This is a genomic window from Achromobacter sp. 413638 (assembly GCF_043119405.1).
Lineage (GTDB): Bacteria > Pseudomonadota > Gammaproteobacteria > Burkholderiales > Burkholderiaceae_B > Achromobacter.
Window position 1 is genome coordinate 1 of sequence record NZ_JBICCO010000085.1, and the last position, 16,264, is coordinate 16,264.

14 protein-coding genes are annotated in these 16,264 nt (G+C 65.1%); 7 read left to right on the forward strand and 7 right to left on the reverse strand.

Annotated features, from left to right (window positions below):
- From ACEU5R_RS25945 to ACEU5R_RS25970, 6 genes are all read left to right on the forward strand, one after another.
- The coding region (locus ACEU5R_RS25945) for a JAB domain-containing protein (protein ID WP_331430957.1) at positions 1 to 157 on the forward strand (157 nt) is incomplete at its 5' end.
- Positions 158 to 318: 161 nt separating this feature from the next.
- On the forward strand, positions 319 to 765 hold the full coding sequence (locus tag ACEU5R_RS25950) for a TIGR03757 family integrating conjugative element protein (RefSeq protein WP_017514119.1): 447 nt from the start codon (positions 319 to 321) through the stop codon (positions 763 to 765).
- Positions 762 to 1,709, forward strand: coding sequence for a TIGR03756 family integrating conjugative element protein (locus tag ACEU5R_RS25955; protein ID WP_023103897.1), 948 nt, complete (start codon positions 762 to 764; stop codon positions 1,707 to 1,709). Before ACEU5R_RS25950 ends, ACEU5R_RS25955 begins: the two co-directional genes overlap by 4 nt.
- A gap of 9 nt (positions 1,710 to 1,718) precedes the next feature.
- A complete protein-coding gene (locus ACEU5R_RS25960) occupies positions 1,719 to 3,113 on the forward strand; it encodes an integrating conjugative element protein (RefSeq protein WP_023103896.1) in 1,395 nt (464 codons plus the stop codon).
- Positions 3,110 to 3,466 (forward strand): hypothetical protein, encoded by a 357-nt coding sequence (locus ACEU5R_RS25965; RefSeq protein ID WP_017516006.1) that lies wholly within the window; start codon positions 3,110 to 3,112, stop codon positions 3,464 to 3,466. The genes ACEU5R_RS25960 and ACEU5R_RS25965 overlap by 4 nt, the downstream gene beginning before the upstream one ends.
- Before the next feature lie 15 nt (positions 3,467 to 3,481).
- On the forward strand, positions 3,482 to 5,002 hold the full coding sequence (locus ACEU5R_RS25970; protein ID WP_028698647.1) for a conjugal transfer protein TraG N-terminal domain-containing protein: 1,521 nt from the start codon (positions 3,482 to 3,484) through the stop codon (positions 5,000 to 5,002).
- Positions 5,003 to 5,013: 11 nt separating this feature from the next.
- Here ACEU5R_RS25970 and ACEU5R_RS25975 read toward each other — a convergent pair whose 3' ends face one another.
- From ACEU5R_RS25975 to ACEU5R_RS25985, 3 genes are all read right to left on the reverse strand, one after another.
- On the reverse strand, positions 5,014 to 5,379 hold the full coding sequence (locus ACEU5R_RS25975; protein WP_028690953.1) for a DUF3742 family protein: 366 nt from the start codon (positions 5,377 to 5,379) through the stop codon (positions 5,014 to 5,016).
- An 84-nt stretch (positions 5,380 to 5,463) separates the two neighbouring features.
- Entirely contained in the window at positions 5,464 to 6,096 is a 633-nt protein-coding gene (locus tag ACEU5R_RS25980; RefSeq protein ID WP_028690952.1) for an RES family NAD+ phosphorylase, read from the reverse strand.
- A 12-nt stretch (positions 6,097 to 6,108) separates the two neighbouring features.
- The gene (locus ACEU5R_RS25985) at positions 6,109 to 6,735 is read right to left on the reverse strand and encodes a hypothetical protein (RefSeq protein ID WP_023657212.1); all 627 of its coding nucleotides are present in this window, start codon (positions 6,733 to 6,735) and stop codon (positions 6,109 to 6,111) included.
- A 319-nt stretch (positions 6,736 to 7,054) separates the two neighbouring features.
- On the opposite strand from ACEU5R_RS25985, the gene mobH reads away from it, so the two are divergent.
- Positions 7,055 to 8,899 carry a MobH family relaxase gene (gene mobH / locus ACEU5R_RS25990; protein WP_028690951.1) on the forward strand — a complete coding sequence of 615 codons (1,845 nt, stop codon included), beginning with the start codon at positions 7,055 to 7,057 and terminating at the stop codon, positions 8,897 to 8,899.
- A gap of 80 nt (positions 8,900 to 8,979) precedes the next feature.
- Here mobH and ACEU5R_RS25995 read toward each other — a convergent pair whose 3' ends face one another.
- From ACEU5R_RS25995 to ACEU5R_RS26010, 4 genes are read right to left on the reverse strand one after another with little or no spacing between them, the layout of a single operon-like run.
- Entirely contained in the window at positions 8,980 to 11,631 is a 2,652-nt protein-coding gene (locus ACEU5R_RS25995) for an excinuclease ABC subunit UvrA (protein WP_028690950.1), read from the reverse strand.
- 25 nt (positions 11,632 to 11,656) lie between these two features.
- Positions 11,657 to 13,522, reverse strand: coding sequence for a Na+/H+ antiporter NhaA (gene nhaA, locus ACEU5R_RS26000; RefSeq protein ID WP_028690949.1), 1,866 nt, complete (start codon positions 13,520 to 13,522; stop codon positions 11,657 to 11,659).
- 60 nt (positions 13,523 to 13,582) lie between these two features.
- Positions 13,583 to 14,896, reverse strand: coding sequence for a replication-associated recombination protein A (locus ACEU5R_RS26005; protein ID WP_028690948.1), 1,314 nt, complete (start codon positions 14,894 to 14,896; stop codon positions 13,583 to 13,585).
- A 51-nt stretch (positions 14,897 to 14,947) separates the two neighbouring features.
- Positions 14,948 to 16,255, reverse strand: a complete 1,308-nt coding sequence (locus tag ACEU5R_RS26010; protein ID WP_028690947.1) for an NAD(P)/FAD-dependent oxidoreductase — start codon at positions 16,253 to 16,255, stop codon at positions 14,948 to 14,950.
- Positions 16,256 to 16,264: the final 9 nt, after the last annotated feature.

Here is a 16,264-nt window from a genome sequence, read left to right on the forward strand (position 1 = left end):
CCAGCACCCCTCGGGCATCTCCGAGCCGTCGAGCGCGGATCGTGTGCTGACCCAGCAACTGCAGGCCGCGCTGGCGCTCATCGATGTACGGGTACTGGATCACATCATCGTAGGCCAAGGTTCCCCGTTCTCCTTTGCGGAGTCAGGCCTGCTGTAACGGTCGCATTGCTTCATTGATCCTCGCGGAGGCTTCGGCCTCCGTTTTTTTATGGCCCGGGACAAGCAGGTATGCGGGCAGCCCGCGATGCGCATTGTTTGTTGGGGTGGCATCGGGTTCGCGTTTGACTATGGCCCTGATCAACTTTCGGGGCACGCGACATGCCGGCATCCTTTTCCACGTTCGCGTCGGGCTGGCGAACCCTTGGTCTCGTCGTGGCGCTGCCGGCGTCCCTGGCCGTGTTCAGCCCCGTCACCTTCGCAGCCGACGTACTGGTCGTCACCGACAGCCACCACCCGGTCAAGACCATGGGCGGCGAGCGGCTGATCGAGCTGGACGAAGCCCGCCGGATTGAAGCGGAGCTTTCTGCGGAACTGCCCGCCGCCCCCGAACAGGCGGCGGCCACCGTCAAGCGTCGGCTGAACCAAGGCGGCGCCGACCTACAGCGCCGCATCGCTTCCGCATACCAGGGCGTCACCGACGCATGGAGCCTGGGCATCACCAGCATCCCGGCTGTCGTGGTGGATCAGCGCTACGTGGTCTATGGCGAGCCGGATGTGGCCCGCGCTGTCGCGCGCATCGAGCAGCGTCGGAGGACCCAGCCATGACGAGGCCATTCGACCTTATGCGCCGCATGCGGGCTGGCGTGGCTTCCTTGCTGCTGCTCAGCGCCACGGGTAGCTACGCCTTGAACACCACCGCCATCGTTGCCTCGGTGGCCTCGCCCGATTGCTTGGAGTACCGGGTGGTGGGTATCTGCTACTGGCTCTACTGCACCTGGGGAGGCTGCACGGTGCGCACCTCTGTCAAGGTGCGCCACTACATCCCCGATGCGGTCGTCTCCAGCTACAGCAACACGGGCGAGAACCCGTGGGTCGAAGTCCGGGCGATGAGTACGGCCAACCCGTCCGCCCAAGCGGGCGGCGATGGAACGACGAACGAGGATCACGAAAACAATCTCGCGAAATTCAAGAACGCCGACGTGATCGGCCATCCCGGCGTCGAGGTGTTCAACCAGTTTGTTTCGTCCTCGGGCTACTTCTGCGAGGGCGCGGGAACGGCATTCATGCCGTATCTGCTCAGCACCTTGGACACGCTTGCCTGGCGCTACAACGTGCCCGAGATGGCCTACCCGGAGGCATTGATTCCCGGCATGCGCGAGGTCGGCGCACGCACCACGATGAACCTTTGGGGCAACGTGTATCCCCGCGGCGGCTTCCTGCACCAGACCGACGACCACAAATCGGGAGCCGTGGTGGCCCAGCGTGCGGGCGATGTCGTCACGCGCCGCGGGCAGTTGCACGTGTACCAGCCGCTGCTTGCCAATGCCCGCGATGGCTACTGGCCCGCCAGCGCGCTGATGGAGGGTGATGCCTCGACTGGCAAGTGGCAGGAACTCACGCCCGTCCTGTCCTCGTCCTGCACGGTTTTCCCACGCACCGGCTTCCTGACTCAGGCCCAGCAAGGCGACTACGCCTGGGCGCTGTGGCGGCCGTATGCCTGCTGCGAACGCCGTGGACAGGTGTTCCTTGGCAGCGTTGATTTCCTTTGAGGTGCCGCGATGAAGCGTTCCGACTCTATGCAGTTCTCCCCACCGGCTCGTGGCAAGAGGATCTGTTTGGCGCTTACCGGCGCGTTGGTTCTGGCAAGCGGCGTGGCCTGGGGCCAACTGGGCTACCAGACCAGCGGCAACGTCATCGGCGATGACGTCATGTACTCCATCGGCGGCGGCAGCGCCGTTTCGATGGGCCGCGCAGCCGGCATGCGCTCGCTCGGCGTGGGTGTCGGCTGGAACAGCAATCTGATCTGCGGCGACATGAGCATCCAGACCACGTTGAAGAATCAACTCAACGGTGTCACCAATGGCTTTCAGCAGATCATGTCCTCGGTGATCCAGAGTGCTACGAGTGCTGTGGCGTCCCTGCCGGCGTTGATCATCCAGCGTGCAGATCCAGGCCTCTACAACCTGCTCACCAACGGCGTTCTGCAAGCGCGGCTGGATTTCGACCGCTCGAAGCTGACGTGCCGCGCCATGGCCGAAAAGATGGCCGAAACGGCTGGCGGCCAACTCGGCTGGAGCCAGATGGCAGAGGGGTTGGCGCTGCGTGACGCTGTTTCGAGCACGGATGCCGTCTCGGCCATCGAGCAGGCCGAGACGCGCCGTGGCAACGATGGCGTGCCCTGGGTCGGGGGAAGCAATGCCGGCGGCTCCGGTCAGCCCGCGATCAAGGTGGTCGGTGACGTCACCCGCGCGGGCTACAACCTGGTCAATGGCCGCGGGGTGACCGACACGTCGGCAATCGCTCCGGCCAGTTGCACGAGCCTGTCGTGCCAAACCTGGACCACGCCGCAGGCGGCCATCGAGTGGGCAACACGGGTGCTCGGCGAGAAGGAGCAGCGCACCTGCGACGCCTGCACCAAGACGGAGACGGTGCCCGGCGTCGGGCTGACGCCCCTGATCCAGGAGGAGTACGACGCCAAGCTGCAGGCGCTCCAGGACCTGGTCTCCAAGGCGAAGAACACGACGCCCGAAAACCTGCGGGAGGCCGGCAGCGCGTCGCTGCCCATCACGCGCGGCGTGGTCGAGGCACTGCGCGACGAACCGGACCAGCACCTGCTGTCGCAGCGCCTGGCGTCCGAGGTTGCGCTGGCGTCGGTGCTGGAGAAGGCGCTACTGCTGCAACGCACGCTGCTGACCGGCAAGAAGGAGCCCAACGTGGCGGCCAACCAGCTCGCCGTGGAGGCGGTGAACCACGAGAGCGACACGCTCGATCGCGAGATTCGCAACCTCAAGACCGAGCTGGAGCTGCGCCGGGAGCTGGCGAACAACTCGCCCATGGCGATCATCCAGCGCCACGGCACGCGCGCGGCGGGCTCGCGTGGCATCTACGAAGGCGATCCGGTGCCTGACCGCCTCGATCAGTTGCAGAAGGGCAATCCGGGAGGCCGGCCATGAGCCTGATGCGTGCGGCCTGGCTGCGCCCGCGCTGGCTGTTCAACCGGCGCGCAGCGAAGGCGCTGCTGTGGACGATGGTACTCGCGGCCGTCGCCGTGGGTGCCAACATCGTTGGCATCTACCTCGTCGGAAGTGTCGCGGGCTGGGAGCGTTGGCTGGCGGCAGCAGCGGGCTACTTCCTGGTCTGGCGGCTGTGCCTGTATGGCGCGACGGCCTACGGCTGGGTCTGGATGCGTCGCCGGCTGCTTGCGCGTGAGGACGACGCGCAAGCGCGGCGCCGCCTGGTACGCAGCGAGATCGCCGGCGTCGTTGCCATCGTGGCGCTTGAAGCCAGCCTGTTGATGCAGGGCTGAGGGGAGGTCCGAGCCATGACGCTTTTCACAACCGACTACCTGGAGTACTACCTGACCTTGGTGTCCTGGATCGTCAACAACGGCATCTGGGCGGTACTGGTATCCAGCGGGGTATTCGCACTGCCCTTCGTGGCGATCATCGTGCAGGAATGGCTTAAGGCCCGTGCGGAAGGTGCCGACGAAGGCAACAAGGGCGTGCTCTCGGCCGCACGCATCGAGAACCGGGTGTTCGTCGCCATCGTGGTGGTGATGTTCGCCGGCATCCCCTTCATCGACGTGGACCTCAACACAATTCAGTACGACAGCTCGCGCTCGGCCCAGTGCCAGGTCAACGTGCCGCAGCCCACGGATACCGGCTGGTCCCAGTCCTTCAGCACCATCAACAACCAGAGTGCCAAGGTGCCGGTCTGGTGGGCCTTCATGCACGCGCTCTCGCGCGCCGTCACCAGCGCCTCGGTGGCGGCAATCCCGTGCGGGACAGACCTGCGACAGATGCGCATGGAGATCGACGCTACCCGCATCAATGACCCGGTTCTGGCTCAGGAAGTGGCCGATTTCACACACGACTGCTACGGACCTGCACGCGCTAAATTGTTCATGGCGCGGCCGGAGCTGGACGACGCTCAAATGAACGACGTGACCTGGATCGGTTCGAGGTTTTTCACGGATACCGGCGGCTACTACGACAGCTACCGTTCCAGCACGGCGCGCGAGTCATGGCCCTATGACGACACCCGCGACGCAGGGCTTGCGCAGGTGGCCAGTGGCGGCGGCTACCCGACCTGCAGGCAGTGGTGGGCCGATGGCAGCAACGGCCTGCGGGCACGGCTGCTGGGCCAGGTGGACCCCAGCCTGTTGAATCGCTTGGCGGGCTGGGCCGGGTTCCTGAGCCGTACCGAGGTGGACGATTCGGTGGTCCGTACCATCGCGTCACCGCGACAGCAGAAGCTCAACCAGGGTTCGGTCTATACCGACTACGGCGGCCAGATCGACAAGACCCTGCCGAACATCGTGACGCGGGCCACGGGGGATGTAGGAATGGCGGTCGGGGCACTTGCCGCATTTCCCGCCATGGACGTGGTGCGCCAGGCGCTGCCCATGGTGCTTGCCTTGCTCAAGATGGCACTGGTCATCTGCATCCCGCTCGTACTGGTCGTCGGAACCTATGACCTGAAGACGGTCGTCACCGTCAGCGTCGTGCAATTCGCGCTGTTCTTCACCGATTTCTGGTTCCAACTCGCACGCTGGATCGACAGCACCATCCTCGATGCGCTCTATGGGTGGGGCTTCGGCTGGAACCGGCCACACACTAACTTCGATCCGCTGGTGGGGTTGAACAATGCCTTTGGCGACCTGCTCCTGATGTTCGTCATGGGCACGATGTTCCTGGTCTTGCCGGGCTTTTGGCTTGCGAGCCTTACCTGGGTTGGGATTCGGGCCGGGCACGTCATCCAGGGGCTTTCAGATGGCAGCAAGAGCGCCGGCCAAGCAGGCGGTAAGGGCGCTGGGGCCCTTACCGGAGGTAAGCTGAAGTAGCGCGGTGCCGATCAGTCGTCGGTGTACAACTCGTGCGACGTATCGTTGTACAGATTGGGATCGTAGCCGGGTGTCTTGCGCAGTTCGGTGAGGTCGGTGAACGGCCACTCGTCTTCTTCCGATGTATTGGCAGCCGCCGCCCATCCCGCCACCACGACTCCCAGCAACACGAGTGCGAACCAGAAGGCGGCGTAGAGCAGCGCGCCCAGCACAGCCAGCTTGACCACCCACAGCAGCACTGTGGCACCAACCGAAGGCACCCCTTTGGCCACCAACCAATTCGATACCCGCCGTTCGCCACGCGCATAGACGCGCCATCCGCGGCCAAAGGTACGGCCGAGGCGTTCTGCGGTACTGGTGCGGGTCGTCGTGTTCATGGTCGTCTCCTGCTACTGAGGAATGCCTATTCCTGTTTGCTCCACTTCATTCCGTTTCGGGCTTCAATGTGTTTTCTTGCTGCTTCAGGACGCTTCGTCATCCGGTTCCACCGGGCCGGGGTCGGGCTCCACGCCGATGCGGTAGGTGGCAACGAAACGCGGCCAGTCCACATGGTCAACCAGGTCGATGTCCTCGACAACGCTGACCTTCGTTCCCGCACGCTCGAACAGGGCGATGCTCGCGGCGGGATAGTTGTTGCGCGACGGATAGAGCACCCCGTCGAACAGCGGCTGGCCGTCGTCGCCGACCATCGCATGCACCTGAGCGGACACCTGCTGCGTGTGCGTGTAGTCGCGGCTCGCCAACTGCTCCAGATTCAGGCCGAAGTAGCCCGCCATGACGCCCGGCGCCGTGAGGTCGGCCAGGAGCACGTCGTCCAGCACGCCCACGGCGCGGACCATCCGGGCGTGGACCTCCTTCAGGGCGATGGAGCGCTTCGTGTCTTCAAGCCACTGGTGCTTGTGAAACACCGACTCCATCAGCGCCGTGGGCAGGTCGCGCCCCAGGTAGAGCACGCCGTAGGCCCCCGCCGGGTCATCGTAGCGATTCGTGCTGCTGCGACCATAGTACAGCGGGCTGCCCCGATAGACGACGCGGCTCACATGCTGGAGCAGTTCACCGGCATCGATCAGGAACGAAGGCAGCTCGTGGCTCATGGCGATCTCGCTTCAATGCACCTGGACGCCCAGCACGTTGAACACGGCCTCGGCCACGTCATCGATCGTGCCATGCGTCACCGCATCCACCGGCGAGCGCCCACCCAAGCCTTCGAGCGGTTCGGACAGTGCGCGGTAGATCGTCCAGTGATCGATACCCTCGACCTCCTGAAGCACGGTTTGGGTCAACTGCTGTTTCACCGGGTCGAGCTGCCAGTCGGGCAGCTTCTGACCGCGCGGCCCCACGTTCAGCGCCAGCAGCCGACGCGCGAGGATGTCCTTGTAGATCTGCTGGCGCGACTTGTCCGCCAGCTTGGCGAACTCCGCGGGCGGCAGGTTGTGCGGCTGGTTGAAGGTTTCCAGCAGCACGGCGCGGCCTCGCTGGACGTCGGTTTCATTCGGTGCCCAGCGCGTGTCGGCGCGCAGCGCGGCCGCCTTGCGTGCAAGGGCCTGCCCAACGGTCTCCCCCTCCAAGTTGGCGGGCAGTGTCACCGCTTCCACACGCTCGTGGACGAACGCCTGCAACTCGGCCGCGAAAGCCGTGGCATCCCGGATTTCGACGGTATCCGCGAAGCGGCGTACATCTTCCACCGTGACGCGCGGCAGACGGTCGGCAATGAATTCAATGGCAGTGGGCATGGTCATCTCCCGAGTAGGTTTGGGACAGGATTCACTCTAGTCGCCTTTGTCGCGTCTGTCAACTTAGTCGCCTGAGTGAGAACAACCTACCTGGCGGAAGCAGCGTTCCCACAGCATAGGCAGAGGCCAGCGCCGGGTCGCCGTCCAATGCATTCGAGCGGGTTCCACATTGACGCTGGAGCCGCAACCCAGGCCTCGCTATACCGAAACGGTTAAAGGCCAAAGGGCCGAAATGGCAAGGGAATGGGGTGCAAGGGGAAAGGCCCTACCTCGAAAAGGCCAAAAGGCCTCCCGGTCGGCCCGTCATCAGGACACCCACATGCTTTCCCTGTTCCAGCGAAAACGGCCCCCGGTCGCTGCCGCACCGACGCCACCACCCGTCACCGCCCTCCCGAAAGGGCTGCTGCGTCCTGAGTCGGCCGCATCGCTGCTGGCCACCCCACGCCGGCAGAAGCTGCTGGAGCACATCTGGCAGCGTACCTCGCTCTCGCGTAGGCAATTCGCCACCCTGTATCGCACGCCCCTGGAACGCTATGCCGAACTGGTCCAGGCCTTCCCGGCCTCCGAGGCGCATCACCATGCCTACCCGGGCGGCATGCTCGACCACGGCCTGGAGATCGTCGCCTACAGCCTGAAACTGCGGCAGTCCCATCTGCTGCCCATCGGTGCCAGTCCCGAAGACCAGGCGGCCCAGTCCGAAGCCTGGACCGCCGCCGTTGCCTATGCTGCGCTGCTCCACGATATTGGCAAGATCGCCGTCGATCTACACGTCGAACTGGCCGACGGCAGTACTTGGCATCCGTGGCATGGCCCGCTGCACCAGGCGTACCGATTTCGCTACCGTGACGACCGCGAATACCGCCTGCACAGCGCCGCAACAGGCTTGCTCTATCGCCAACTGCTCGACCGCCACGTCCTGGACTGGCTCAGCGACTATCCGGCTCTCTGGGCACCGCTGCTCTATGTGCTGGCCGGTCAGTACGAACATGCCGGTGTACTGGGGGAACTCGTCGTGCAAGCAGACCGGGCGTCGGTGGCCCAGGAGCTGGGCGGCGATCCGGCGCGCGCCATGGCCGCGCCCAAGCACGCACTGCAACGCAAGCTGCTGGACGGGTTGCGCTACCTGCTCAAGGAACAGTTGAAGCTGAACCAGCCGGAAGCCTCCGATGGCTGGCTCACCGAGGATGGTTTGTGGCTGGTGAGCAAGACGGTTTCGGACAAACTGCGCGCACACCTCCTGTCTCAGGGGATCGATGGCATTCCTGCGAACAACACCGCCGTGTTCAATGTGCTGCAGGACCACGGCATGCTGCAGCCCACACCGGACGGCAAGGCGGTCTGGCGCGCGACCGTGACCAGCACGACCGGCTGGTCCCATTCGTTCACCCTGTTGCGTCTCGCTCCCGCGCTGATCTGGGAGTCTGGCGAGCGACCAGCACCTTTCGCGGGCACGGTAGAGATCGACGCGACGCCCGCGGAAAACGACGCCAGCATGTCGGCTCCCGCGCCTACCGTCTCGGTGAACCCAGCGCAGGGAGGTCAAGAGCCTCCGATTTGGGAGGGCGACAGCACCACCATCGTTTCACCGCCCGCAGCCCAGCCCGTGCCCGACGTCATGGAGGATTTGCTCGCGATGGTGGGCTTGGGTGAGTCGGCCGGCGTTGGCCAGGATGCCGAGGAGTTCCTCCACACCCCCGCGCCAGCAACAGCCGCGACGTCCATTCCATCGCCTGCACCTGCACCCGCGCCTACGCCTGGGTCATCGGCAACGAAGCCATCCGGGGAACAGTTCATGGTTTGGCTGAAGCAGGGAATCGCCTCACGACGGCTCATCATCAACGACGCGAAGGCACTCGTGCATACGGTGAATGACACGGCCTACCTGGTCAGCCCGGGTGTGTTCCAACGCTATGCGCAGGAGCATCCCGAAGTGGCCGCACTCGCCAAGCAGGAGAGTCAACAGGATTGGCAGTGGGTGCAGAAGCGCTTCGAGAAGCTGCAGCTACATCGAAAGCAGCCCAATGGCCTGAACATTTGGACCTGTGAAGTCACGGGCCCGAGGAAGTCCCGCCGACTGCATGGCTACCTCCTCGAAGATGGGTCCTTGGCACTCGCCGAAATACCGCCCAACAATCCCTATCTTGCTCTGACTCAGGAAGGATGACGCGATTCGGGCATTGATCGCCACCGTCGTGTGGCGACGATCAATGCCCCGCGAAAACTGGCAACATTTGGCGAACTGAGCTACTCGGCCCGCGCCAACTCCTGTGCAAGGAACGGAGCGGTTCTGCTGCCAGACGTTCGGGCCACCTGCTGAGGGGAGCCCGCCACCACGATGCTGCCGCCGGCAGCGCCTGCACCAGGCCCCACGTCGATCACCCAATCGGCCTGGGCCACCGCGCGCATATCGTGTTCGATCATCACTACGGTATTGCCGGCATCGACCAGGCGCTGCAACTGCACCAGCAGCCGGTCGGCGTCCGACGCATGCAGCCCGGTAGTCGGCTCGTCGAGCACGTACAGGCTTCGGCCGCGCTGGCTGCGCTGAAGCTCGGTCGCCAGCTTGATACGCTGCGCCTCGCCACCGGAAAGCTCGGTGGCCGGTTGCCCCAGGCGCAGGTAGCCCAGTCCGATATCGCGCAGCAGTTGCAGTGGCCTTGCCACAGCGTCTTCACCCGCGAAGAATTCGCTGGCTTCGTCCACGGTCATCTGCAGCACCTCGGCGATGTTGCGCCCGTTCCATTGCACCTTCAGCGTGGCCTCGTTGTAGCGTGCGCCATGGCACGTCGGGCACGGCGCGTACACGCTGGGCATGAACAGCAGTTCCACGCTGACGAAGCCCTCGCCCTCGCAGGTCTCGCAGCGCCCCTTGGCGACGTTGAACGAGAACCGTCCGGCATCGTAGCGGCGGCGTCGCGCATCGGGCGTGGCAGCGAACAGCTTGCGCACATGGTCGAACAGGCCCGTGTAGGTGGCTAGGTTCGACCGCGGCGTGCGCCCGATCGGTTTCTGGTCCACCTGCACCAGACGCTGTACGGCGTCCACGTCGCCCGCCAGATGGCCGCCGGTCGCTTCGATCACTGCCGGCCCTTCGCTGGTGGCGCTTTCGGCTACATCGTCTTCCGGCTCGTGGCCCAGGTGCAGCAGCACCAGCTCCGGCAGGGCCTGCGCGACGAGGCTGGACTTGCCCGAGCCGGAGATGCCGGTGACGGCCGTCAGCACGCCCAGCGGAATGCGTGCGTCCACGCCATGCAGGTTGTGGCGGTGGACGCCCTGCAGCTCCAGCCAGCCGATCGCTTCGCGTGCCCGGCTCCCCGGCGCGGGGATCTCGTCGAACAGGTAACGGGCGGTGCGCGATTCGGCAATCTTGCGCAGGCCATCCGGCTCGCCACTGTAGAGCACGCGGCCGCCACGCTCCCCGGCATCCGGCCCGACATCCACTAGCCATTGCGCGCGGCGCATCAGTTCCAGGTCGTGCTCCACCACGAACACCGAGTTGCCTGCGTCGCGCAGCCGATCGAGTGCGTCGTACAGGGCCTGGCTGTCGGAGGGGTGCAGCCCCGCCGAGGGCTCGTCGAGCACGTACACGACGCCGAACAGCAGGGAACTCAATTGCGTAGCCAGCCGCAGGCGTTGCAACTCGCCAGCCGAAAGCGTCGGCGTGGCCCGGTCCAGCGTCAGGTAGCCCAAGCCCAGCCCGCGCAGTTGGCGCAGGCGTGCCATCACGCCACCGGCCAGGCGCTGCGCGGCGAGGCGCTTTTCTTCCGACAGCGCGGAGGTGCGGCGCACGTCGGGCGATACCGCGTGTACGGCACGACCGGAGGCCGCGCGTTGGGCACGGTCGCGCCGGGTCGCTTCCTTGTCCGTAGCCGCCCCCGCTGCATGGGCGCGGAAATCACCCTGGGCAATGGGTTCGAGCAAGGCCGCCAACTGGTCCAGCGGCATCTGCATGAACGCGCCGATGTCCACGCCGGCGAAGGTGACCGACAACGCCTCGGGCTTGAGCCGCTTGCCGTGGCAGGTGGGGCACGGCTTGCCCTCCATGAACCGGGACACGCGCTTTCTCATCAGCGCGCTCTGGGTGTTGGCAAAGGTGTGCAGCACATACCGGCGAGCACCGGTGAAGGTGCCCATGTAGCTCGGCTCCATCTTGCGCTTGAGCGCGGCGCGGGTCTCGGCGGGCGTGAAGCCGGCGTACACCGGCACCGTCGGTGTTTCCTCGGTGAACAGAATCCAGTCGCGATCCTTCTTCGGCAGGTCCTTCCACGGTCGGTCAACGTCGTAGCCCATGCTGACCAGGATGTCGCGCAGGTTCTGGCCTTGCCAGGCGGGGGGCCAGGAGGCGATCGCCCGCTCGCGGATGCTCAGGGAGGGATCGGGCACCATGATGGCCTCGGTCACCTCGTACACATGGCCCAGGCCGTGGCAGGTCGGGCACGCTCCCTGCGGCGTGTTGGGCGAAAAATCCTCGGCGTACAGCATCGGCTGGTTGGCTGGGTAGGCGCCGGCGCGCGAATACATCATCCGCACCAGGCTGGACAGGGTGGTCACACTGCCCACGGAGGAACGCGCGTTGCTGGAGCCACGCTGCTGCTGCAGCGCCACCGCCGGCGGGAGGCCGTCGATCGCATCGACGTCGGGCACGCCGGCCTGGTCGATCAATCGCCGCGCATAGGGGGCCACCGACTCGAAGTAACGTCGCTGAGCCTCGGCATAGATGGTGCCGAAGGCCAGCGAGGACTTCCCGGAGCCGGAGACTCCCGAGAACACCACGAGCGCGTTACGCGGGATGGAAACGTCCACCTCTTTGAGGTTGTTCTCGCGCGCCCCGCGCACCTGCACGAGGCCGCTGGCCGCAGCGGTACAAGAGGATTCACCGAAAGAATTGTTTGGCATGTTCTTATCCTGTAGTTCGTCCCGCTCAGGACGGGACTTCCTGAGTTCGTGGGCCGCGGCGACTGGCTTCGAGCGCCGCGGTGACAGTGCGGGCGTCGTAGCTGCCGCGCAGACGACGACCCTCGACGAAGAACGTCGGCGTGGCGTGCGCACCGCTGGCGACCGCACTGGCGAGGTCGCGCTCGACACGCTCGATCACCGCGGTGCTGTCGAGATCCGCGATGAACCGTTCGACGTCGAGCCCAAGCTCGGCGGCGTAGCCGATCAGATGCTCGCGCTCCAGCGCATGCTGACGGGTGAACACGAAGTCCAGCCACGGCCAGAACATCCCCTGGTTCGCCGCTGCCTCGGACGCCCGCGCGGCGATCGGCCCGTGCGGGTGGTGCGGCAGATGGCGCACCACATACCGCAGGTCGTCCCCGAAGTGGGCACGCAGATCGTCCCAAGAACCGGTCGCGTGCGCACAGTACGCGCACTCGAAGTCCACGTACTCGACGAGTGTGAGCTGGGCGTCCTCCGGCCCGCGGATGTGATCGATCTCCGGATCGACCGGTGGCTCAAGCACCATCGGCAGGTCAGCGGTCTTCTCACCCCACCGCTTGGCGGCGACCTTGAAGATCAGCCACCCGAGCAACGTGGCGAACACCATCGACACGAGCACGCCGACCGTCGCCTGGCGGCCCAGGTCGGAGGTCGTGCCGAACGCGAGCCCGATGATCAGCAGCGACACGGTGAAGCCGATCCCGGACAGTGCCGCACCACCGAACACGCTCCCCACCCCGACGCCCTCGGGCAGCCGGCCCAGGCCGAGACGGACGGCGACGAGCGTGATGAGCCCGATGCCCACGAGCTTGCCGAGCACGAGCCCTGCGATGACGCCCCACGTGACTGGCGAGCCGAAGGCCTCGGCGAGCAGCCCGCCACGCACGTCCACTCCGGCGTTCGCCAAGGCGAACACCGGCACGATCAGCAGCGCCGTCGGCAGCCGCAGGAACTCGTGCAATCGCTCGTTCACCGAGATACCCCGGGACAGCCCGCAGTCCACCGCGCGGGCCGATGCGGCACTCGGAGACTGCCAGAAGTCGCGGAACAGTTGTTTTGCCGCGACGACCTTGTGACGTTGCGTCGCGTAGGCGGGGATCAGCAGCCCCGCGGCCATCCCGGCGAGAGAGGCATGGATGCCGGAGTACACGGTTGCGAGCCACAGCACGATCACGATCAGCACATACGGCATTGCCCGCCACTGGCGGGTGCGCCCTAGCCACCACAACGCAACGAGACTGGCGAGGGCGATCAACAACGGGACGATCCGAATCTCCTCGCTATAGACGATGCCGATGATGGACACGGCGAGGAAGTCATCGACCACGGTCAGGGTGAGCAGGAACACGCGCAACTGACCGGATAGCCGCGGGCCGACGATCGCCAGGGTGCCCAGCATGAATGCCGTATCGGTGCCGACCACCGCCCCCCACCCGTGCAGGCCTTCACTTCCGGCCAGCCCCACGATCAGGACATACACCAGCGCGGGAAGCACGACACCTGCGACACCCGCGATCAGAGCGAGACGGGCACGGCTGCGGTCCCTGAGCGATCCGTGGGCGAACTCCTGACGCACCTCCAGGCCGATCAGGAAGAAGAAGACCACCATCAGGCCGTCGTTGACCCAGTGATGCAGATCCATGTGCATGCCCAGCGGCCCGAAGTCAAACCCGACGTCCAGGTGCCACAACGCGAAATAGGCATCGGATAGCGGCGAGTTCGCCCACGCCAGCGCCACGACCGTGACGATCACCAGCAGCACCGCAGCACCAGACTCCGTGCGCAGATAGCGGGCAACGCGTCCCCGGCTGATATTCGCCGAGGATGCACCGAAAGAAGTGGCTGACATGTTCTTATCCTGTTCCTGTAGTTCGTGAAGTCGCGATGAGCCGGTTTCGGAGGCGACCGGTCAGGCGTCCGCCTCTGGCAGCGTCCCATCATCCAGCGAGCGCAGCCAAGTAAGCCTTTCTCCCAGCCTGCGCTCAACACCTCTGTCCGTTGGCTGATACCAGCCCGGCCGCGCCACGCCCTCGGGAAAGTAGCTTTGCCCAGCGGCATAGCCGTTGGGCTCGTCATGGGCATAGCGGTAGCCTTCGTGATACCCCATCTGCTGCATCAGCTTCGTCGGCGCATTGCGAAGATGGAGAGGCACAGGCAGGGAGCCGCTGTTCTTGACGAAGGCCTTCGCCTTGTTCCAGGCGGCATAGGCAGCGTTCGACTTGGGGGCGGCAGCAAGGTAGGTCGCCGCGTGGGCAATCGGTATTTCGCCTTCGGGGGAACCCAGCCTCTCATAAGCCAGCGCGGCATTGAGCGCCAGTTGCAGCGCCTGCGGGTCGGCATTGCCGATGTCTTCGCTGGCCACCACGATCATGCGGCGCGTCACCTGGCTGACGTCGCCGCTGCCGTCGAGGATGCGGGCCAGCCAGTACAGGGCCGCGTCGGGGTCGGAGCCCCGCAGCGACTTGTGGAAGGCGGAGAGCTGCCAGTAGAACTCGTCGCCGCCCTTGTCGAACCTGCGCAGTGATGGGCTGGTGGACAGTTTGGCAAACTCGCCATCGACCACGGCCTTGCCCGCGCCCGACGCAGCATTCGTCACCTGCTCAAGCAGATTGAGGAAGCGCCTGCCATCGCCATCGGCAAAGCCCTTGAGCAGATCCAGCGCGTCCGCGTCCAACGTGACGCCCTGGAGATGCGGCAGTGCGCGTTCGTAGAGCTGGTTCAGTTCGTCGCCGGACAGCGGTTCGAGGGTATAGACCTGCGCGCGTGAGAGCAGAGCGGAATTGACCGCCAGCCCCGGATGCTCGGTCGTTCCCCCCACCAGGGTCAGGAGCCCCGACTCGACATGGGGCAGTAGGGCATCCTGCTGCGCCTTGTTGAAGCGATGGATCTCATCGACGAAAAGCACCGTCGATCGACCATGGTTGCCCAGTTCTGCCTGGGCCTCGTCGATGGCTTGCCGGATGTCCTTCACCCCGGCAAGCACGGCCGAGATGGCGATGAATCGGCTGTCGGTCGCACTGGCGGCCAGGCGCCCCAGGGTGGTCTTGCCCACGCCTGGCGGCCCCCAGAGGATGAACGAGTGCAACTTGCCCGCCTCGAACGCGAGACGAAGCGGCTTGCCGGGGCCGAGCAAGTGCCGTTGCCCGACGAATTCATCCAGCGTCTTGGGCCGCAGGAGTTCGGCCAAGGGAGGCTTGGGCTTTGTCGTGAATAGATCGGTCAAGTTCCTCTCCCTGGTATTTCTGATAGTTGACGTTCCGATAAGGTGTGCACCTCAATCCAGAGAGCCGGATTTATCCAACGCCGTGGGCTCTTTGTCGCTAATCGCATGCATGATGATGCGAGAGCCGCGGTAGCCGATGCTATGGTTCCATACCCAGCTCAACGCGACGCTGAGACGATTTCGCGTACCGATCAGAAAGTAGATATGCGCGAGCTTCCAGATCCACCACGCAAAGGCTCCACGCAGCTTAACCCGCCCCATGTCAATTACGGCCAGGCTGCGGCCGATGGTGGCCAGGTTCCCCTGATGCCGGTATTTGAAAGGCCCGTCAGCGGGCTTGCCTTTCAAACGCCGTCCAATGAGGTTGGCGACGTACTTGCCTTGCTGTTTGGCGGCGGGGGCGATGCCCGGTACGGGCTTCCCATCAGCCATGGTGCACGAGGCGGTATCGCCGATGGCGAAGACCTCCGGGCGACCGGCCACCGTCAGGTCGGGACCAACGACCACTCGACCCGCACGATCAGACGCAGCACCCAACCAGCGAGCCGCGGGAGACGCCTGGACGCCGGCGGCCCAAACGATGGTCTTGGCCGAAAGAGGCTTGCCGCCATACACCACGCCGTCGGCCGAGCATTCGGTGACCGGCGTACCCAGCACGACCTCGACCCCGAGCTTTTCGAGTGCCTGGCGCGTATAGGCCGAAAGATCCTCTGGAAAGACGGACAACAGACGCGGGCCCGCCTCGATCAGTACAACCCGGGACGTGCTCGGGTCGATCGAGCGGAAGTCACGCGCCAGCGTGTCTCGTGCAAGCTCGGCGATGGTCCCGGCCAATTCAACCCCGGTGGGACCACCACCGATGATGACGAACGTCTGCAGCGCGGCACGCTGCTGAGGATCGCTCGTGCGCTCGGCCTCCTCGAAAGCCGCGAGGATTCGGCCTCGAATGGTCGTGGCATCTTCCAGCGTCTTCAACCCCGGCGCGAAAGCCCCCCATTCGTCGTGTCCGAAATAGGCATGGGTAGCACCTGTCGCGAGTACGAGCGTGTCGTAGGTTTGGCGCGAGCCATTGTTGAGAATGACCTGACGCGCGTCCTGGTCGATACCTTCCACTTCCGCCATCAAGGTGTTCACTTCCGGGCGATTTCGGAATAGATAGCGAATAGGCCAGGCGATCTCGGATGTCGAGAGAGATGCCCCTGCGACCTGGTAAAGCAGCGGCTGGAACAGGTGATGATTGCGCCGGTCGATGATCGTCACATCGACCTCGGCACCAGCAAGCTGGTTGGCAACCTCGATCCCGCCGAAGCCCGCTCCGATAATGACGACGTGATGTCGGTTTTTGGAGGTCTTTGTCATGACCTGATC